This window comes from Acinetobacter sp. AOR12_HL, assembly GCF_027855275.1.
Lineage (GTDB): Bacteria > Pseudomonadota > Gammaproteobacteria > Pseudomonadales > Moraxellaceae > Acinetobacter > Acinetobacter baumannii.
Window position 1 is genome coordinate 208,422 of sequence record NZ_JAKTIJ010000016.1, and the last position, 21,054, is coordinate 229,475.

The 21,054-nt window shown below is 38.6% G+C and carries 20 protein-coding genes; 10 read left to right on the plus strand and 10 right to left on the minus strand.

Annotated features, from left to right (window positions below; all coding sequences use genetic code 11):
- Positions 1 to 13 precede the first annotated feature (13 nt).
- The 4 genes from MKL36_RS07410 to MKL36_RS07425 form a co-directional block, all read right to left on the minus strand.
- Entirely contained in the window at positions 14 to 1,432 is a 1,419-nt protein-coding gene (locus tag MKL36_RS07410; RefSeq protein WP_021510939.1) for a phosphomannomutase/phosphoglucomutase, read from the minus strand.
- 199 nt (positions 1,433 to 1,631) lie between these two features.
- Entirely contained in the window at positions 1,632 to 2,084 is a 453-nt protein-coding gene (gene dut, locus MKL36_RS07415; RefSeq protein ID WP_000868158.1) for a dUTP diphosphatase, read from the minus strand.
- 23 nt (positions 2,085 to 2,107) lie between these two features.
- Entirely contained in the window at positions 2,108 to 4,147 is a 2,040-nt protein-coding gene (gene rep, locus MKL36_RS07420; protein WP_000093035.1) for a DNA helicase Rep, read from the minus strand.
- A 193-nt stretch (positions 4,148 to 4,340) separates the two neighbouring features.
- A complete protein-coding gene (locus MKL36_RS07425; RefSeq protein ID WP_001202415.1) occupies positions 4,341 to 4,994 on the minus strand; it encodes an OmpA family protein in 654 nt (217 codons plus the stop codon).
- Positions 4,995 to 5,238: 244 nt separating this feature from the next.
- Here MKL36_RS07425 and MKL36_RS07430 point away from each other — a divergent pair, with 244 nt between their 5' ends.
- The 7 genes from MKL36_RS07430 to MKL36_RS07460 all read left to right on the plus strand — a co-directional run bounded on the left by MKL36_RS07430 (position 5,239) and on the right by MKL36_RS07460 (position 10,287).
- A complete protein-coding gene (locus tag MKL36_RS07430) occupies positions 5,239 to 6,165 on the plus strand; it encodes an acyltransferase (protein WP_021510940.1) in 927 nt (308 codons plus the stop codon).
- 15 nt (positions 6,166 to 6,180) lie between these two features.
- Positions 6,181 to 7,227 (plus strand): hypothetical protein, encoded by a 1,047-nt coding sequence (locus MKL36_RS07435; RefSeq protein WP_001181637.1) that lies wholly within the window; start codon positions 6,181 to 6,183, stop codon positions 7,225 to 7,227.
- Positions 7,228 to 7,348: 121 nt separating this feature from the next.
- Entirely contained in the window at positions 7,349 to 8,071 is a 723-nt protein-coding gene (gene minC, locus MKL36_RS07440) for a septum site-determining protein MinC (protein ID WP_000763678.1), read from the plus strand.
- 70 nt (positions 8,072 to 8,141) lie between these two features.
- Entirely contained in the window at positions 8,142 to 8,954 is an 813-nt protein-coding gene (gene minD / locus MKL36_RS07445; RefSeq protein WP_001074362.1) for a septum site-determining protein MinD, read from the plus strand.
- A 2-nt stretch (positions 8,955 to 8,956) separates the two neighbouring features.
- A complete protein-coding gene (gene minE / locus MKL36_RS07450) occupies positions 8,957 to 9,229 on the plus strand; it encodes a cell division topological specificity factor MinE (RefSeq protein ID WP_000896934.1) in 273 nt (90 codons plus the stop codon).
- An 83-nt stretch (positions 9,230 to 9,312) separates the two neighbouring features.
- Positions 9,313 to 9,600: a PA4642 family protein gene (locus MKL36_RS07455; protein ID WP_001218560.1), complete on the plus strand. Its 288-nt coding sequence runs from the start codon at positions 9,313 to 9,315 to the stop codon at positions 9,598 to 9,600.
- Between the two features lie 147 nt (positions 9,601 to 9,747).
- Positions 9,748 to 10,287: a hypothetical protein gene (locus MKL36_RS07460; protein WP_001067701.1), complete on the plus strand. Its 540-nt coding sequence runs from the start codon at positions 9,748 to 9,750 to the stop codon at positions 10,285 to 10,287.
- 55 nt (positions 10,288 to 10,342) lie between these two features.
- On the opposite strand, the gene rhtC is transcribed toward MKL36_RS07460, so the two are convergent.
- Positions 10,343 to 10,963: a threonine export protein RhtC gene (rhtC, locus tag MKL36_RS07465; protein ID WP_004748101.1), complete on the minus strand. Its 621-nt coding sequence runs from the start codon at positions 10,961 to 10,963 to the stop codon at positions 10,343 to 10,345.
- 149 nt (positions 10,964 to 11,112) lie between these two features.
- On the minus strand, positions 11,113 to 14,145 hold the full coding sequence (locus tag MKL36_RS07470; protein ID WP_004748102.1) for a DNA translocase FtsK: 3,033 nt from the start codon (positions 14,143 to 14,145) through the stop codon (positions 11,113 to 11,115).
- A 269-nt stretch (positions 14,146 to 14,414) separates the two neighbouring features.
- Here MKL36_RS07470 and trxB point away from each other — a divergent pair, with 269 nt between their 5' ends.
- The 3 genes from trxB to MKL36_RS07485 all read left to right on the plus strand — a co-directional run bounded on the left by trxB (position 14,415) and on the right by MKL36_RS07485 (position 17,046).
- Positions 14,415 to 15,362 carry a thioredoxin-disulfide reductase gene (gene trxB / locus MKL36_RS07475; RefSeq protein WP_005139969.1) on the plus strand — a complete coding sequence of 316 codons (948 nt, stop codon included), beginning with the start codon at positions 14,415 to 14,417 and terminating at the stop codon, positions 15,360 to 15,362.
- A gap of 118 nt (positions 15,363 to 15,480) precedes the next feature.
- Positions 15,481 to 16,212, plus strand: a complete 732-nt coding sequence (gene aat, locus MKL36_RS07480; RefSeq protein WP_000854785.1) for a leucyl/phenylalanyl-tRNA--protein transferase — start codon at positions 15,481 to 15,483, stop codon at positions 16,210 to 16,212.
- 18 nt (positions 16,213 to 16,230) lie between these two features.
- Positions 16,231 to 17,046, plus strand: a complete 816-nt coding sequence (locus tag MKL36_RS07485) for an arginyltransferase (protein ID WP_000844343.1) — start codon at positions 16,231 to 16,233, stop codon at positions 17,044 to 17,046.
- A gap of 44 nt (positions 17,047 to 17,090) precedes the next feature.
- On the opposite strand, the gene rimI is transcribed toward MKL36_RS07485, so the two are convergent.
- The 4 genes from rimI to tuf all read right to left on the minus strand — a co-directional run bounded on the left by rimI (position 17,091) and on the right by tuf (position 21,042).
- Entirely contained in the window at positions 17,091 to 17,546 is a 456-nt protein-coding gene (gene rimI / locus MKL36_RS07490; RefSeq protein WP_000621543.1) for a ribosomal protein S18-alanine N-acetyltransferase, read from the minus strand.
- A gap of 107 nt (positions 17,547 to 17,653) precedes the next feature.
- On the minus strand, positions 17,654 to 18,529 hold the full coding sequence (locus MKL36_RS07495) for a metal-dependent hydrolase (protein ID WP_000992291.1): 876 nt from the start codon (positions 18,527 to 18,529) through the stop codon (positions 17,654 to 17,656).
- Between the two features lie 237 nt (positions 18,530 to 18,766).
- The gene (locus MKL36_RS07500; RefSeq protein ID WP_000992302.1) at positions 18,767 to 19,648 is read right to left on the minus strand and encodes a metal-dependent hydrolase; all 882 of its coding nucleotides are present in this window, start codon (positions 19,646 to 19,648) and stop codon (positions 18,767 to 18,769) included.
- 203 nt (positions 19,649 to 19,851) lie between these two features.
- Positions 19,852 to 21,042 carry an elongation factor Tu gene (gene tuf / locus MKL36_RS07505; protein WP_001029610.1) on the minus strand — a complete coding sequence of 397 codons (1,191 nt, stop codon included), beginning with the start codon at positions 21,040 to 21,042 and terminating at the stop codon, positions 19,852 to 19,854.
- Positions 21,043 to 21,054: the final 12 nt, after the last annotated feature.

The following is a 21,054-nucleotide window of genomic DNA, read 5'->3' on the forward strand; positions in this document are numbered from 1 at the left end:
GCGCCTCTCCTTATTAGGCCTCAGAAAGTTCTTGTGCAATTTGCGGATAACGCTCTTGCAACATATCAATAAATTTTTGCTGGATTTCCTTTAAACGTAAAGGATTATCAGCGTCAAATCTTACGGTAAAATACTCACCTGTATTTGATGCTCGAATAATGCCAAAACCATCATCAAAATCAAGACGTACGCCATCAATTTTACTAATTCGAGCACCTAAACGATGGCTTAAAATTTCAATATCTTGTAGTACATGTTTAGGGTCGGACTGATGGGTACCAATATAAGTATCTTCGGTACAGCATCTTTCAGGATAATTAGAAAATAAATCAGAAATTGTTGTCGCACTCGACTCGGTGAAATATTCCATTACACGTAATGCAGCGTACAAACCATCGTCATACCCAAAACCACGCCCATCATTAAATACATAATGACCCGCGTATTCGCCCCCAAAAATAGCGTTACCATTTGATTGAGATAAATACGCGCGGAGGAAGCTACTTCCCGTGCGAATCATTTTGGGTTTACCACCAAGTCGTTCTACAGTTCTTTGAACCATGAGTGAGCATTTCACATCAAATACAATTTCTTTGTCTGGTTGCTGCTCCAGACACATTTGTGCAAATAGTGACAATAAACGGTCAGCGGTAAGTATATTGGCTTTTTCATCAAGCAATACGACACGGTCGCCATCGCCATCAAGGGCAATACCAATATCTGCCCCCTGTTCAATAATCGTTTTACGTAGTTCTTTTAAATGCGCAGCATGTGAAGGGTCTGGTGCGTGATCAGGGAACTCACCATTTGGAGTCGTACGTAAAGCAATGACTTCACAACCCATTTTTTCAAGTACGAGTTTTGAGCAATGCCCTGCCGATCCATGCAGGCCATCTAATACAACTTTTAAAGGACGCTTGAGTTGAATATCGTTAAAGATTGCTTGTTGGTATTTTTTACAAAATTCTGAATTAAATTGAGGAGTTGATAATTCTAATAATGAAATTGTATGAGTAGGTACATAAGTTTGCGCAAATTCACCTACTTGCTGGATCATTTCAGGAGATGGAGGTTCACCTCTTAAAATCCATTTAATACCATTATCTGATTTAGGGTTATGGCTAGCTGTTACCATTATGCCATTACCACCAAACTCCCGTGCAATGTAGTACATCATCGGGGTTGAGCAACAACCAATATTTGTAACATTTAAACCCTGCTCTACTAATATCTCTTCGATTAAATGCGCATAAGCCGGACTCGTTAAGCGCGCATCATAACCAATGATCAGTTGAGTTTGTTCTGCTTGTGTATATTGTTGTGCCAATCCATAGGCAATTGAACGGACGACGTCCGTAGTTAAATAAGAAAGTTTGCCTCTAATATCGTAAGCACGGAAAATATTTTTTGGAAATGAGTGTCTTACATTCATAGCGTATCTTCTATTTAAAGATCAATTTGATCTATCGCAAAAACATAGAGTATTCAAAATCTGAAAAATGGGTATTTGCTAAAAAAAGTTAAAAGAATATGAGTAAAGCGTTTTGTAATATAATTCATTGTAACATTCAAGGTGTAAAAAGAAACACTTGTAAAACAAGCGTTTCTTTTCATTATTTTTTATAAATTAATTATTGTTTACCAGTGTGACCAAAGCCGCCTGCGCCACGTAAAGTTTCTTCAAATTCCTCTACTTGCTCAAATTCAGCCTGAACTACTGGAACTAAAACATACTGTGCTAAACGCTCACCCGGTTCTAAACGGAATGTGGTTTGACCACGGTTCCACACTGAAACCATCAACTCACCTTGATAATCCGAATCAATCAAACCAACTAAGTTGCCAAGCACGATACCGTGTTTATGGCCTAAACCTGAACGCGGTAGAATTAAACCAGCAAAATTCACATCATGAATATAAATTGCCATACCTGTTTTAACCAAAACAGTTTGACCTGGTTCAATCTCAATTGCTTCATCTAAACAGGCACGTAAATCTAAACCTGCTGACCCTGTTGTTGCATATGAAGGTAAAGGCCACTCTTTACCTAAACGCGGATCGAGCAATTTAACTTGAACTTTCATGGGATTTCCTAAAAATTAAAAAATTAACGCTTTAATAAAGCTTTTAAATTTGCCAAATATTGTTGAGCCTGTTCTTTAGGATCAACATTTGCTGCAATTTTCTTTTTACGCCCTAACCATTCGAGCTCATCTTGCGGAAGCTCATCGAGGAAACGGCTTGGAGTCATCTGTTTCATTTGACCACCATTTTTACGCTGCTCTGCCAAAGTCAAAGTTAAGCCTTGACGTGCACGGGTAATTCCCACGTACATAAGACGGCGTTCTTCTTCAATAGTTTCAGCAGCAATCGAGTTCTTATGCGGCAACAGCTCTTCTTCAAGACCCATAATATAGACATATGGGAATTCCAAACCTTTAGCGGCATGTAGAGTAAGTAAGTTCACTTTATCAGTGTCTTCTTCCTCTTGCTGTTGCTCTAACATATCAAGCAAGACTAGTTTTCGAATCACACTTTCAATGTTCTTTTCATCAACATCTTCAGCACGATTAATTAAGTTTTGAATACTGCTAAACAAGTTCTCGATATTATCGAGCTTACTTTTCTCTTGAGCAGGCGTTGCGGACTGCTCACGAATATAGTCGATATAACCCGCTTCATTCATCATTTGACGAACTTTAGGCACAGGCTCATCATCTTCCAACAACTCACGTGTAAACGTCGAGATAAAGTCAGCAAACTCATGCAATTGAGTTTCTGCCTTTTTAGGAAGCACCATACTTAAGCGCTGGTCAGAAGAAGCACCAAGTAAAGACAAATTGTTTTCTTGTGCAAATAAACCTAGTTTTTCAAGAGTAACTGGGCCAATCGCACGTTTAGGCGTATTAATAATACGTAAGAAAGCACTGTCATCTTCTGGGTTAATAATAAGACGTAAATAACTCATTACATCTTTAATTTCTGCACGAGCGAAGAACGATGTACCGCCAGAGAGTTTGTACGGAATCTGCATTTGGCGAAGTTGTGTTTCCAATACACGCGCCTGGAAGTTACCACGGTACAATACAGCGTAATCTTTCCAGTTCTTACCATTCATAAGTTTGTGAGTCAGTAAGTCTTTGACTACACGTTCTGCTTCATCATCATCATTACGACAGGTAATAATTCTGATGACTTCACCATGGCCTTTATCACTCCATAATTTTTTATCAAAAATATGCGGGTTATTTTGAATCACACAATTCGCAGCTTTCAAAATACGGCTGGTCGAGCGGTAATTTTGTTCAAGCTTAATAATATGAAGATTTGGGAAATCCTGTTTAAGCAAAGCCATGTTTTCAGGCTTAGCCCCACGCCATGCATAAATCGACTGGTCATCATCACCTACGGCTGTAAACTGCCCCATTACGCCAACTAGTAATTTCACCAAAATATATTGCGCGGTGTTGGTATCTTGATACTCATCCACTAGCAAGTAACGAACACGGTTTTGCCACTTGTCACGCACTTCTGCATTTTCTTGCAATAAGCGGGTAGGCATAACAATGAGGTCATCAAAATCAACTGCATTGTAGGCACGTAAATTACGTTCATAAAGTTGATAAAGATGGGCAAACTGGACATCTTCAGGAGTTTCGCACGTCGAATGTGCTTGTTCAGGCAAAATCAGATCGTTTTTCCAATCTGAAATTTTCTTCATTGCCTTGGCAATTAGCTCTTTACTCTCTGCACCCGATAAATTATCGCGATGCATCAAATCCATCAAAATACGTTTACAGTCATCTGCATCCAAAATCGAAAAATTAGCTTTTAAAGGTAAATTTTTAAGTTCTAAACGTAAAAGATTTAAACCAAAAGTATGGAAGGTCGAAACGGACAAACCTTTTGCTTCTTCACGTGATAAAAGCTTAGTGACACGCTCTTTCATTTCGCGTGCAGCTTTATTGGTAAAGGTCATCGCTGTAATACGATGCGCAGGAATACGGCAATGTTGCACCAAATAAGCAATTTTACGCGTAATTACCGATGTTTTACCTGAACCAGCGCCAGCAAGCACCAATAAAGGGCCTTGAGTATATTTCATGGCTTCTTCTTGCTTGTTGTTCAGTTGACTGGCAGATGACATCGTGTATTACCTCTTAATTTTTCGAGCATGATTATAGTCATCTCTTTTTTAGAATCCCAATAGTAAATCTACGGATATGTATAAATGATGTCTAATAATGCAATTTATGCGCCGCAGAATGTCGTGATTATTTTTTATACTTCACCCATAAAAAAACCACCCGAAGGTGGTTTTTGAAACAATAAACTAGATCTTATTGTTTAGCGTAAATGCTGATTTCTACACGGCGGTTTTGTTCACGACCAGAAGCAGTTGAGTTGTCTGCGATTGGGTTAGAAGAACCATAACCTTGTGCATCGATACGGCTAGATGGAACACCTTTACCAGCTAAATAGTTTTTAACTGATTGAGCACGCGCTTGAGATAATGGGATGTTAATAGAGTCATTACCAGTGTTATCTGTATAACCAGTAACTAAAATCGCGCTCTTGTTATCTTCAGCCAATGTTTGAGCTACTTTGTCCAAAGTTGCATAGAAGTTTGGCTTGATGTTTGATTTGTTAGTATCAAAAGTAATGCTACCAGGCATGATCAATTGAACAGAACCATCTGGGTTACGGCCTACTTCTACACCAGTACCAGCCATTTGTTCGCGTAATTTTTTCTCTTTTTGGTCAAGATATAAACCGCCAGCTGCACCAAGAACTGCACCAATTGCCGCAGCACGGTTGTTTTGACGGCTAGAGTTTGCATTTGATTTAGAAATACCGTAGCCAGCTGCTGCGCCGATCAAAGTACCTAATGCGGCTTTATCGTATTCAACGCCACCAAGGTTATTACCTGTTGTTTGACAACCAGAAAGTACTACTGCTGCCCCTACCACTGTTGAAATAACTAATGCACGCATTGCATGCCTCCTCACTTTGAGTGTTTTGTTGTTGAATGAATAATGAAACAAAAAGGAAGTATAAAACATTGATATTTTGTTAATAATAAACAGTTTAGTTATTTTTTTGTAATATTTTGATGCACTTTAAGGTGTGCACTCATCACAATTTCTTCATTGTTGTCTAAGATACCGTTGTATTTCATTTCACGATAGTTATAGTTGAACAACTTTCTATGGATTTTGGATATTCGGGGCCATTTATATGTCAACTGCACCCAATAAGCAATCTGCGCTAAAAAAAATTACACGTGGACTCACTGTAGGTACAGTCATCACAGGTAGCACTTTTTTTCATGGACCACCTGTCTTAGCTTTAGGTTTAACAAAGCTATTTAAAAAGTCTTCAAAAATTGATGAAACCAATATTCAAATTACTAATAGCTGGCTTGGTGTCAATAATTGGCTCATTGATCATGTTTTACCTAATTTAAAATGGGACATTAGCATTGACGAAGACCTTGATCTGAATATGCAAGGTCGTTATTTAATGACTTGTAACCATCAAAGTTGGGTTGATACCACGGTAAACCAGTATTTCGGGTTAACCCGTATGCCACTTACCCGCTTTTTTACCAAGTGGGAGCTCATCTTTATTCCTTTCGTGGGTCAAGCTTTTAAAATCTTAGGCTTCCCAATGATGAAGCGTCATACAAAAGAGCAAATCGCGAAAAATCCTGAACTCAAAGACCGCGATATGATGGAAGCACGTAAAGCGTGTGAACAGCTCTTAAGTCAACCTTTTACATTATTAAATTATTTGGAAGGGACTCGTTTTACTCAGGAAAAACACGATAAACAAAAATCACCATATAAACATTTATTAAAACCTAAAGCAGGTGGTTTAGCTCTGGCGTTAAATATTTTGGGCGACAAAATTGATGCTTTAGTTGATATGACCATTGTCTACCCTGATGGCGTACCAGGTTATGGCGATTTCTGGCTAGGTGACGTTTCAAAAATTGCGGTCAATCTTCGTAAAATTGAAATACCAGACTGGGTTCTCGGGGGTAATTATGAAGATGACCAAGTTTACCGTGAACGTTTTCAACAATGGGTACATGAACTCTGGACTGAAAAAGATCAGCTCATCGAGAAAATGAAAGCTCAATACGCGACTACGAATCTTTAAAAAGAATCCACTTTTATGCAAAACAGTTCCGGAAAGCAAACGAAATATCACCGTGTAGATTCAAGCAGCCTTTCATTTAAGCTGTTTTTAGTCTACGACATCTTTATGGTGTTTATTATCATTTTCAATCTGTTCTGTCTTGCAGCCAATTTCTTTTTAATGAGCAGTATTGGGGCATGGTTCTTTGAACATATCCATTTGCCCCAAGTATTGTCTTTCTACCGTACCCATTTACACCCGTGGGTTATTACCTCTGAAGCCTGGTTTATTGGTTTTCTAATTATTGAACTACTGGTCCGTTGGGGAATTGCTATCGTTTATAAACATCATAAGCGTTGGTTCTTCTTCCCTTTCATTCACTGGTATGAAATTTTAGCTATTATTCCTCAGCTACGTTTTCTACGTTTATTCCGTGCCGGGATTATTGCATACCGTTTACACGAACTTGGTTATCCGGTTATTCCTGAAAGCTGGAGAAAGACAGGTCTCTTTTATTACCGTGTGGTTATGGAAGAGTTGTCGGATCGCGTAGTGATTACCGTAATTGACGGTATTCGATATGAGCTTGAAACGAGTTCTAGCCATAAACAAATTATTCATGATTTGGTTAATCATCATCGTGAACAATTTACCGTAACCCTAACTGCCCTATTACAAGAATCTTTAGCAACTGCTTTAAAAGAACAAAAGCCTGCAATCACCCGAGCTGTCGGACAAATTGTAGATCAGGCAATAGAAGATACGCCTGAATTAACACAATTATTAAGGCTTATTCCACTTGTAGGGGGACGTATTGAGCAACAAATTCAAAGTATTGGTCAACGTCTTGGTGAAAATATCAGTGCTGGTTTAATAGAACCGTTAATTGAAGGTTCAGCCGCACATCCTAATTCAACTTACCAATTAATTTCTCAAAAAATTAGCCATATAAATATTGATAACCATGAACTTGAGCAGCTGGTTGAGTCTGTCGTTTTTGAAACGCTAGAAGCTGTCCGTAAACAAGTTAAAGTTAAACAGTGGCAACAAACACTCGCGGAGTATGATCGAATCAAAGAATAAGCATTTATTTATTTTTTTATAAATCACGCTAGAGAATTGGTACGATTTGTTCTAGCATTTGCTCTATTTACAATAAACTTAACGATATTACAGCTCGTTTTAACGCCTTGAAGGAAGACTTATGGCTGATATCCGGATTACCGGCAGAATGGTTAACTTTAGCAGGATAACCTTCGATACGAATGATCATGATGTGATCCGCCAGCAATTATCAAATATATTAAATGAGGGTTCCTATCAGGGAACTGTCGTTATTATAGATAGTACTGTTGAACAAGAGCTTATTGCTTTAATTCAGCTGTTAGTCAGCATGGGCTTACAGCCTATGGCTGTCATTGACGGTATTTTAGGCGACGAAGCACGCGCCATTCAGTTCCCTGTATTACCTGCAGATCAGCCATTACAACGTATTAAACCAACTGCAGAGCAAGTTGCAATTGTAGAGAAGCCTACCTCTGCACAAGCTTCAGTAGAAACAAAAAAACCACTAAATAATAATGCAGTTGCCCATATTACCTCTTATCATGATGAAATTTTGCGTACAGGCCAATCTCTTGTACAAGACCAAGGCGATATTATTTTAAAAGCTGGCATGAATAGTGGTTCCGAAGTGATTGCTTCAGGAAATATACATATTTATGGCACGGTTCGTGGTAGAGTCATTGCTGGTGCGGGTGGGCACGCTGCTGCACGCATTTTTTGCCAATCTTTAGAGGCTGAACTCGTTTCCATTGCCGGAACATATTGTGTCGCAGATGATATCCCTAAACATGTGGTAAAAAAGCCAGTACATATTTATTTAAATGAAAAGCAAGAGCTTGAATTTGAAGCTCTAGAACTTTAGTTTATTAAGCAAATCACCAAAAAACAGCCCTTTTAAGGGTGTATGTATGACCATAATAGGAGTGGATTCGGTGGCCAAAATTGTTGTCGTAACATCAGGCAAAGGTGGTGTAGGTAAAACTACAACGAGTGCATCTTTTGCAACAGGTTTAGCCCTTCGTGGTCATAAAACTGTTGTGATTGACTTTGATGTAGGCTTACGTAACCTTGATTTAATTATGGGTTGTGAGCGTCGTGTTGTTTATGATTTCGTCAATGTAATTAATAATGAAGCACGTCTGCAACAAGCCCTTATTCGCGATAAAGATATCGAAAACCTTTACATTTTGCCGGCTTCCCAAACCCGTGATAAAGATGCTTTGAGCGACGAAGGTGTTGCTCGTGTAATTGATGAGCTTTCTCAAGAATTTGATTACATTATTTGTGACTCACCTGCGGGGATCGAGCGTGGTGCAATTTTAGCAATGTACCATGCAGATGAAGCAATCATTGTGACAAACCCTGAAATTTCTTCAGTACGTGACTCTGACCGCATCATCGGAATGTTAGATAGCAAAACTAAAAAGGTTGAACACAACGAAGGACGTATACGTAAACATTTATGTATTACACGTTTTAACCCTGAACGTGCTGACCGTCAGGAAATGCTGACGATTGATGATATTTCTAAAGATATTTTACGCGTACCGACATTAGGTGTTATTCCTGAATGTCCAAGTGTATTACAAGCATCAAACGAAGGTAAGCCAGTTATTCTGTATTCAGAAACTAAAGCTGGACAAGCGTATGATGACTTGGTTGCTCGCTTTCTTGGCGAAGACCGCCCTTATCGACACATCACAGCTCAACCTAAAGGCTGGTTAGCACGACTATTTGGAGCGTAGATATGGCAGGATTCTGGAGTAAATTATTTAGCAGTGAAGAAAAACCATCAAGTGCTCAAACTGCCAAAGATCGTTTAAAAGTCATTGTTGCATCAGAACAAGGTTTAGGCCGTCGTTTAAGCCAAGACAAGATTGACCAAATGAAGAAAGAAATTATGCAGGTGGTCAGTCGTTATGTTAGCGGTGTAGGCGAACAGCATATCCAAATGCAAGTTCGTTCTGAAGCAAACATCGAAATGTTAGAAATGAATATCAATTTACCTGAAGAACGATAATTCTATTTCTGACTATTCAATAAAACAGAATCAAGGCAAAATAACGCAAGTTATTTTGCCTTTTTTAAAATGAGGAGATTGTCATGGCATTATCACAGCCAGCAACTTTCAATGAAGAATGGTCCGATGAGCGTGTTTTTGCCTACCTCAACCAACTTCCTCCAAATGGTGTGAACGCAGACTTCCATGTGCTCTACCATGCTTTCAAACATATGCGTCCAAATGATTATGAACGTCTTTTAACTAAATTTGTTGCAGATGGACGAGATATTAATGCGACTAATCCGGAAGGCGAACGCATCCATGACGTGATTGCTAAATTCCCACGTCAATCAGCGCCGTTTTTAGAAGTTTTAGCAAAGTTTGCTTAAGCTTTTTTTATTTGAATAAGACTGCATAATCTATCTTAGTAAAATTTAGTAGATAGATTATGTGGTTCATTCAAATATCTAAATTATTTACTTTTATAAAAAATAATCTTAAAGTCATCAGCACTATTTCATTCCAAATATAAATTCATGAATCCAGAACCTACTAATTTAAATCAAACACAATCCATCCAATCAAATCATATAGAAAATTTAAAAGTTATTAGTGTTAATAAGTTTATCTTTCTATCCTTAATTTCCTTTGGCTTATACCCAATTTGGTGGATGTTTAAAGCATGGCGATTTTTTCTAATCAAAGATAAGTTAAATATTATGCCCGCTGCTCGTGCAATTTTTTCTATATTCTTTTTATATTCACTATTTAATCGGATAAAAACTTATGCAAAAGAACAAGGGTATATTAATGATTTCTCTTCAGGTTGGATGTATTTAGGATATCTCATTACATCTTTACTGGTTCGCCTACCTGATCCTTACTGGCTTATCTCTCTCTGCAGCATTATATTTTTAATACCAGCCTTTAAAGCGTTGAATTATGCACAAAAACAAATAGAAACAACAATTGAGCAAGAAAAATTCAATACACCTCAAATCATTTTAATTATTATAGGTTCTATCATGTGGCTGCTGATTCTTTTCAGTTTTGTTATATTATTCCTATATAAGTGATCTAAAAGTTAGTAATTAAAAAAGCCTCTTAAAGAGGCTTTTTTATTGTCTGGATTTATCGGTTTCCAATCAGGAAAATACCGAAAACGGTAAAAATACCACCTGAAATACCATCAATCCATTTTGAAAAATTACGGTAAGCGGCTCTAAAACTCGGTAATGAAAAAATAAAAGTCACAAAGCAGAACCATAAAATTGTTTCAACCGACACAATAATAAAAAGCAGCCAATGGACTTGATCAAGCTGAGGGTTTGCTAAAAATAAAGAGAATACACTACCAAAATAGATCACAGCTTTAGGGTTCGATAAATTGGTGAGTAATCCCTTCATAAAAAATAAATACGGCGCTTTCGGTAATTCAACAGTTGTCACCTCTTCCTGCTGATTTTTTGAAAATGCCGAACGCAACATTTGGTATCCTAACCAGCATAGGTATAAACCGCCGGCAATAAGTAAACCTTGCTTTAACCAAGCCATTTTCTCAAAAATAATATTTAAGCCCATCAATGCTAAAGAAGCCCAAAACATAACACCCGCTGTTATTCCTGCCACAACCAGCATTGCTTCTTTACGAGATCGGCTCACTGCGATCTGTGATACCAGAAAAAAATCAGGCCCTGGAGTAATAAGCGCACAAAAATGAATAAAAGCTAACGTAATTAACGCGACTAACATGTTGTCCTCCTGATTTGTTTCATTGTTATTTATTGAGAAGCACACATTAGCATTTTTTACTATTTGATAAAATCTCAAACTACCCGTAGTAATTATTATTTTTAACCATAAAAAAAGCCTCCGAAGAGGCTTAATTTTAACTATAGATATTAAACTAAAATATCGCGCTTACCGTTGGCCCCCATAGCACTCACAATACCATTCTCTTCCATTTGATCAATGATACGAGCGGCACGGTTATAACCAAGGCTAAACTTACGCTGTAATGAAGATGTAGAAGCTTTTCGAGTTTCTAAAACAAACGATACACATTGATCATAAAGTGCATCACGGTCTGAACCACCATCACCTTCTTCAAAGCCACGCGAAGCAGGCTCCTCATCAAATGGAGTTAAGATCTCATCTACGTAGTCTGGTTCGCCACGTTCACGCCATGCATCACAAATACGGTTAACTTCATCATCACTAATAAATGCACCATGCACACGTTCTGGCTCAATCTTACCTGGCCCTAAGAACAGCATATCACCGTGGCCTAACAAGTCTTCTGCACCACCTGCATCCAAAATAGTACGTGAGTCAATTTTACTGTTTACACGTAAAGCTACACGCGTTGGAATATTGGCTTTAATAAGGCCTGTAATGACATCTACCGATGGACGTTGAGTTGCAAGCAATAAGTGAATACCAGCAGCACGAGATTTTTGCGCCAAACGCGTAATCATTTCTTCTGCTTTCTTGCCTACCTGCATAATCATGTCGGCAAACTCATCTGCCACAATCACAATTGATGGTAATGGCGTCAAACGAGGTGCACGCTCTTGTGTCGCTGAATCACTTGGTTTCCATGTTGGATCAATCAAGTCTTCTCCATTTGCAAGCGCTTCTTCAACTTTTCGGTTGTAGTCACTTAACTTACGAATTTTTAAGAACGACATAAGTTTATAACGACGTTCCATTTCATTTACACACCAGTTTAATGCACTCACTGCATCTTTCATGTCAGTGACTACAGGCGTTAATAAATGCGGAATATCATTGTAGTTGGCTAATTCAAGCTGTTTCGGGTCAATTAAAATCAGACGCAATTGGTCAGGCGTATATTTGAGTAACATCGATAAAATCATCGAGTTAACAGCAACAGATTTACCCGAACCTGTAGTACCCGCAACCAACATATGCGGTGCTTTTGCCAAGTCTGTTAGTACCGGATTACCTGAAATATCTTTACCCATTGCCATACTAATGAGAGCACTTGGGTCACGATATGCGGGTGTTTCCAATAGTTCAATCAAACGTACCATTTCACGAGCACTATTTGGAACTTCAATACCAATATATGGTTTACCCGGAATAACCTCTACCACACGTACAGAAGCCATAGACATTGAACGTGCCAAGTCACGGGAAATATTAGTCACTTTAGATGCTTTCACACCCGGTGCTAAATCTAATTCAAAACGTGTAACCACTGGACCTGGCTGAGCTTCAACCACCTGAGCCTTCACATTAAACTCTTGTAACTTGATCTCAAGTAACTCAGACAAACGAGAAAGCTGTTCCTCGGTAAAGTTAACTTTCTTATTTGGGTCAACCTTATCAAGCAATTCAAAGCCCGGTAATGTTGGTAAATCTAAACGCTTTTTGGCCACTTGCATGGCACGAGACATTGGTCGACCTGATGCATCTGTTAGAGGCGCATCAAAATCAAACTCATCCTCAAGGTCATCCTGAGGCTTTCCAGCAGTTTCCTGCCAAGCTTCAATAAATTCTTCTTTTGACAGCTTCTCTGCACCAATCGTAGTTTGAATAGGCGCTTTTACAAAAGCCGAAGATTGCGCATAGCTACTTGCCTTGATCGGTTGAGTTGCTGGCGGGATATCCTCATCAATCAATAAGTCGTCAAAATCATCAAAGACTTCTTCATTCGATAAATTTTTAGGTGACTGATTTAAATTCGATACAGGTACAGATGATTCAACTAATGTTTGAGGAGCTTGCGGTGTAACTTCTGGTTCAACATGATGATCTTGAACAAATGGCGTATGCACATCAGTTGCTGTTTTACTATTTGGAACTGCAGCAAGTAGTTCATCAAAAATCTCATCATCATTCCAATCTAAACCTTGATGAGTATTCAATGGTTGATTTTGTTTAGCCTGATAAACTGTTTGCTGAAATTGCTCATGAGTCGAAGGCTGTTCACTTGAATCATCAGCAGCTCGTAACAGCGCATCAATTTCTTGTTTATGGCTTACATCATCACGCTGTAAAGCACGCCAAACCTCTCCCGTAGCCACTAAACGCTCACTGTCTTTTTTAAGCTGTTGGGCTTGCTCAAGTGTACGCTCAAAGTTTTCTGGCTGAGGAGTTGGTTTTTCTTCAATTGTTTCAGGTTGACTTTGTTCTTTAGCTAAAACATCGGCAAATAAACGCTCTGCTATTTCATCATGTCGTGTAGAGCTCGCTTTGCTTTGAGCTTTTTCTGGTTGGGCATTTAGCTCTACTTCATCCGTAACTTCTTCTGCTTTAGGCATCTCTGCAACTTTTACCGTTGCTGCTTTATTCGCAGGCTGTGTGGTTAAGTCATAAGCAGATTCGTTAGGAGATACATTTTTATAGAATAAATCTTGTAAATAACCAGGCATTGCTTTGAGCGTAACCCATGTTTTGCTCCACTGCACCCCAAATGCCAAAGTGAACAATACTACTCCAAAAACAAGTAGAAATAATGTCGCACCATAAATTGTTAACAGTTGAGATAAGCTTTGCCCCAACTCATAACCAATAATCCCGCCTGCCGCATTATCTAAAGTATCTGCGGGTACATTCCAGTGAAGGTAAAGCAAACTCGACACAACAAGAATTAAGAAGAACTGCGCAGCATAACGGAATGGGCGGTTTAGAAAACTATGTGGCCACCAGACTTGAATCGCTTCAACAAATAGGAAGATTGGAATAAGTAAACTTGCCCAACCTAAAAAGCCAAACAGCAAATCTGCAATCCATGCACCGGCAATACCACTTGCATTGGATACTTGCTGAGTATCACTTGAAATATGCATCCAGCCCGGATCAAATGGTGTATATGTTACTGTCGCCAGAAACATATAAATCCCAAAAGAGACCAAGAATAATGTCATCAATAAGCGCTGTGCATAAACACTTGACACCGCAGTCATATACTGTCCTGTAACCCATTTAATTATTGGTTTAGAGATGTGAAGACCTACATTTCAGATCTTCAACGATTGAACTTTATATTATGCACCTGTTCTTACAAAAAAGGTGCATGATTCTTTACAGTTGTTGTTAACATAAGGCTCTTCTATATTGTTATATAACTTAATTCGATTGACCTGATCAATATTATCCACATTGATTTAACGCTATTGGTCGGCAATTTCACGTATAATTTTCAAAATTCTCGAAATAAATAAGGATACCCTCAATGAGTGCTCGTCATTCTCGGTTAATTATTCTCGGTTCTGGCCCTGCGGGTTATAGTGCAGCTGTTTATGCAGCACGTGCAAATCTTAAACCAACACTTATTGCAGGTTTACAGCTTGGCGGCCAACTTACAACAACAACCGAAGTTGACAACTGGCCGGGCGATCCTGAAGGTTTGACTGGTCCTGTCCTAATGGACCGTATGCAAGCACATGCTGAACGCTTTGGTACTGAACTTGTCTATGATCATATTAATGAAGTGGACTTAAATGTACGTCCTTTTGTTCTTAAAGGTGATATGGATGAGTACACTTGTGATGCTTTAATTATTGCAACTGGTGCGACAGCTCAATATCTTGGCTTAGAGTCTGAACAAAAATTTATGGGTCAAGGCGTGAGCGCATGTGCAACATGTGATGGCTTCTTCTACAAGAACCAAAATGTGATGGTTGTTGGTGGTGGTAATACTGCTGTTGAAGAAGCACTTTATTTATCAAATATTGCTGAACATGTGACACTTGTACACCGCCGCGATTCTTTACGCTCTGAGAAGATTTTACAAGATCACTTATTTGCTAAAGAAAAAGAAGGCAAAATCAGTATCGTTTGGAACCATGAGGTTGAAGAAGTTCTTGGTGACAATACTGGCGTAACAGGTGTTCGCTTAAAATCTACGAAAGATGACAGCAAACAAGAAGTACAAGTTCAAGGCTTATTCATTGCAATTGGCCATAAACCAAATACCTCTATGTTTGAAGGTCAGCTAAACTTACGTGATGGCTATATCCAAATACAAAGTGGTACTTCAGGTAACGCAACAGCGACTTCTGTAGCAGGCGTTTTTGCTGCTGGTGATGTTGCTGATAGTATTTATCGTCAAGCGATTACTTCGGCGGGTTCAGGCTGTATGGCTGCACTAGATGCCGAAAAATATCTAGATAACCTTTAAGTTTAGATATTTCAAACAGCCGTTTTATAACGGCTGTTTTTTGGAATTTATAATAATTACTGGCTGCCCTGTATTAATTTTTATAGCATAGCCCTAAAGCACATATTATTTTGGTTTTATGAAAACACTGCCTCTATCTCAATATATTTTCCCAGATCCGGAGGAATCAGATCCAGATGGTCATGGTTTAATTTGTATAGGCGCTGACCTCTCCCCTTCCACACTCTATGAAGCGTATACACATGGGCTTTTCCCATGGTTTAATGAAGATGAACCTATTTGTTGGTGGAGCCCTGAACCACGCTGTATCATTTATCCTCAAAACTATAAACCGAGTAAATCGCTTATTCGGAACATGAAAAAATATGATTACACCATTACGGTAAATCGTGCTTTTGAGCAAGTCATTCGCTCATGTTCACTACCTCGAAGCTATGCTAATGAAACATGGATTAGTGAAGATATTATTGAAGGCTATTGTGGAATGTTTGATGCCGGTTATGGCTATAGCGTAGAAGTCTGGCAAGAAGAGCAGCTGGTAGGTGGTTTATATGGGGTAACGATAGGTAAAGGTTGTTTTGGCGAGTCTATGTTTAGTACCCAAACTGATGTTTCTAAAATGGCTTTTTATACTTTAATGTTAATCGGTCAAGAAAACCAGCTTCCTTGGGTTGACTGTCAACTTGTAAATAGTCACTTAATTAGTCTTGGGGCTTGTACACTTTCTCGGCAAGAATATCTTAAATCGTTACAAGATGTAATTATTCACCCCTCTATCAATTGGAAAAAGTATCAAGAACGTGTATTTTCAAGTAAAACAATAGCATTAAATGCAAAATTAATGGAATGATAACAGGAGGGACCAATCATGAAATCATATCACCCGAAGTCCCTTTTAAATGATCTGCAATATTATATTACCCCACCTCATGATTGCAGCTATTTAGAAAATAAATCAGCACGCATGGTCTTTTTAGATCCGATTCATCGGATTGATGTAGTGACGCTTTCTGAATTATCGCGATTAGGTTTTCGTCGTAGTGGCGACTTTGTATACCGTCCTGAATGTCATTTATGCAGGCAGTGTTTATCTTGTCGTGTACCTGTTGCCGATTTCCAAATGAACAGCATGCAAAAAAAAGCATGGAAGCGAAATCAAGATCTCACCATGACTGTTCTACCAACACGGCAAGCCTCACAAATTCATTATGATCTATATGAACGTTACATTAACGAGCGCCATGCCGATGGTGATATGTTTCCGCCAAGTTTAGATCAATTTGAAAAATTCTTGGTCCATAGCTGTACAGATAGTTTCTTCTTAGAACTATGGAAAGACAATCGTCTTATTAGCGTTTCGACTTGTGATTTAATGGATGATGGGTTATCTGCCGTCTATACTTTCTTTGACCCAGATGAACACCGTAGATCTTTAGGCGTTTATTCAATTCTGAATCAAATCGAATATGTAAAAACACTCGGTTTAGAATATGTCTACTTAGGTTATTGGGTTCCCCACTCAGCTAAAATGAATTATAAATCTCAATATACGCCGCTAGAACTTTTACTAGATGGGCAATGGCGCCGCTTAAATAGATCATTATCACCAGAAGAGATCAATCAATTGGGTAATTCCCTCATGACCACATTACCTTCTGAATGGAATAATTTAATTATTAAATAATCTGCTTCTGTCTTGTTGTTCAAACAGCAACAAGACAGGCATTCTTAGAATAAAGAAGCAAAATCATCAGTACAGCTTTTTACCATAATAACGGCATTTTCACGTCCACCCTCTTGGGTTGGATAATAGTTACGACGCACATCAATTTGGTGAAACCCTGTTTTTTCATATAAACCAATAGCGGCCTTATTACTTTCACGTACCTCTAGAAAAATTTGTACAGGGTGATTTTCTAAACGCTCAATCGACGCATCTAACAATTGATATCCTAATCCTTTACCTTGCATTTGAGGATCAATTGCCATGAGCAGTAAATTCGCTTCATCTAATACAGGTTGTAAAATACAAAAACCAACCACCTTATTATTTAATTCTATTACCGTACATTGGTAAGAATTTAAAGATTCTACAAATTGCTGTCTAGACCATGGGTGTGTTTGAACAAGCTTCTCAATTTGAGCAACACTATCAATATCTGAGGCTTGCATAGTACGAATCATGAGTTTCAACACATTTTTAGATTTCAAAGTAAACGTATTATAGAAACTTAAATAGAAAAAACGAGTAAAAAAAAGAGCAATTAAATTGCTCTTTTCCAGTCAGTTTTTTAAAGACCTAATTTTTCACGCCAAGTGGCCAATAAAGCTGTCGTATCCGAATCATTTGGATGGAATTTTGGTCTTAAGAAATCTAATAATTCTGGAATTTGACGGGTCATAAAACCTTTACGGCCATACATGAACTTAAGCATGTATTTGGTATCTTTCCATGTTAATTTATCATCAGTCTTAAGTAACTTAGCAGTAAAATAAGACTGAGTAGCAAAGATTAAGGCCATTGCAATGATTAAAGCAGTTGAACGCATAAAATAAGCTTTTGGCCCCTGCCCATACATATTAGTATAGACATCAAACGCTACAGCTTTGTGTTCATTTTCTTCTACCGCATGCCACATCCATAAGTGATACATAGTGTCATCTTGGAACATGGCTTGAATTTCAGGGTTTTGTAAAAGCTCAGCCGCAATAGTTGAGGTAAAATGTTCTAAAGCACAGGTACCTGTTAAATCAATCATTTCTTTTGTATAACCAAAAGGTTTCATTAGCTTGGTTACAACCGCAGTACCTACTTTAATAACTTTACCTGTTTGTTTTTCCATTTTACGAACATCATATCCATACGCCTGCGCAGAAGCATTAAATGCAAGATGCTCTTTAGAATGCATAGCTTCTTGGCCAATAAAAGCACTTATTTCTTTTTGAAGTGCTGGATCAGCCAGTTTAGGATCATTTCGCACAGCACGAGTACTGTTTACAAAGAACTGCTCTCCTTCCGGAAAAAGAGCTGATAATGCTGTCATAAAATGAGTTAATCCTGCATCGTAATTTGCCCAATAGCGTGGAACTTGAGCAAACTCAAAGTCCATACGACGCACAGGGAAACTTGCTCCGGCACGATTAGAAATATTTACTTTAGCATTCATGTCAGACTCCTTTAAGCGAATCGAAAATTCACTTATATCCTTATTTATTTTCTTAATATTTATAATAATACGCCTTTAAAGGCGCTATTTAAGTGCAGATGAGGCCAGCAAATTATCAGATGAGGTCATCAATAGCTCATACTAGGGCAAAATTAACAAGCATCTTTTAAAAGTGGATCATAATTTATAGACAATAAAAAAAAGGGCTGCTAACAGCCCTTTTCACTTACTTTCAGCTTACAGTCCAAGTTTAGATTTCCAAGTTTTTAACAAGCTAACCGTATCTAAATCATTCGGGTGGAAGCCTGGTTTAAAATAAGCCAACATCTCTTTAGCCATACCCGTAATAATGCCTTTCGACGGGCTATAACCATATTTATAAATTACTAATAACTCATCTAAGTTTAATTTATGGTCTTGCTTTAAAAGACGAACCACAAACGAAGATTGAATTGCGAAAATAAGAGCCATTGCAAAAACAAGTGAACTTGTGCGTAAAGCATAAGCTTTTACACCTTTACCAAAGACACCTTCATACACATCAAATGCAACTGCTTTATGTTCATTTTCTTCTATTGCATGCCAATACCACATGGTTGACATCGTTTTATCTGTCATCAACTCTTGAATGTGGGTATTAACTAAAAGCTGAGATGCAATGGTTGCAGTAAAATGTTCAAGGGCTGTAGTAGCAGTCAGGTCCACCATTTCTTGCGTCATACCAAATGGTTTTACGAGCTTTGCAAAAGTTTTACGGGCAGTTTGAATAGCCGTATCGGTGAACTTTTCTAAAGTTTCAACATCATGACCAAATTTTTGGGCAGAAGCATTAAAGTTTACATGCTCTTGAGTATGCATCGCCTCTTGACCAATGAAAGCACTGATTTCTTTTTGTAGCTCTTCATTGTCTTTAATTGCTGGGTGATAACGCACAGCACGCACACTATCAATAAAGAACTTTTCACCAGCTGGAAATAGCGCTGATAACGCTGTCATAAAATGCGTAAGTCCAGCGGAACCATTCATCCAGTATTCTGGCACATCATTAAAATCAAAGTTCATACGACGTACAGGAAAGCTTGCCCCTGCACGATTTGTGATATTCACTTTAGCATTCATATTGAAAGCTCCTTACCAGTAACCTAAGTTACTTAAACTTTATTGTTCGTTTTCTTGATTCTTATCATACAAACTTAATAAAAAGGCTTAAGTGCAAATAGGGACATTGAAGTATCAGTTAAGGCCAGCTTTCAACTGAATTGTCTAACAATTCGATATAAAAAAAGCGCCCCAAAAGGAGCGCTTTTTTCACTGAAAAGTGATTATGCAGTTACTTTAGCAACAACACCAGCACCTACAGTACGACCACCTTCACGGATCGCAAAACGTAGACCTGGGTCCATTGCGATTGGGTGGATTAATTCTACTGACATTTCAACGTTGTCACCTGGCATTACCATTTCAACGCCTTCTTTCAACTGGATCGCACCAGTTACGTCAGTTGTACGGAAGTAGAACTGTGGACGGTAACCATTTAAGAATGGAGTGTGACGACCACCTTCTTCTTTAGAAAGTACGTATACTTCTGCGTCGAATTTAGTGTGCGGCTTGATTGTACCTGGTTTAGCAAGTACTTGACCACGTTGTACTTCTTCACGCTTAGTACCACGAAGTAAGATACCACAGTTCTCACCTGCACGGCCTTCGTCAAGAAGTTTACGGAACATTTCTACGCCAGTTACAGTTGTTTTAACCGTATCTTTAATACCAACGATCTCTACTTCTTCACCAACTTTGATGATACCAGCTTCAACACGGCCTGTTACTACTGTACCACGACCAGAAATTGAGAATACGTCTTCGATTGGCATCAAGAATGCTTTGTCGATTGCACGCTCTGGCTCTGGGATGTAAGAGTCAAGTGCTGCTACAAGAGCAAGAACTGATTCTTCACCGTAAGGACCAGCTTCACCGTTAAGCGCTGCAAGAGCTGAACCACGGATTACTGGAGTATCATCACCTGGGAAGTCATAAGTAGAAAGAAGTTCACGTACTTCCATTTCTACTAATTCAAGTAATTCTTCGTCATCAACAAGGTCGCATTTGTTTAAGAATACGATGATGTAAGGTACACCTACCTGACGAGAAAGAAGGATGTGCTCACGAGTTTGTGGCATTGGACCGTCAGTTGCAGCACATACAAGGATCGCGCCGTCCATCTGAGCAGCACCAGTGATCATGTTTTTAACGTAGTCGGCGTGGCCTGGGCAGTCAACGTGTGCGTAGTGACGAGTTGGAGAATCGTATTCTACGTGTGATGTATTAATTGTAATACCACGTGCTTTTTCTTCAGGTGCTGAGTCGATTTGTGAGTAATCTTTCGCTTCACCGCCGTAAGTTTTTGCACAAATTGTTGCAATCGCAGCAGTTAAAGTTGTTTTACCATGGTCAACGTGACCGATTGTACCCACGTTTACGTGTGGTTTATTACGTTCAAACTTGGCTTTAGCCATGATGATCTTCCT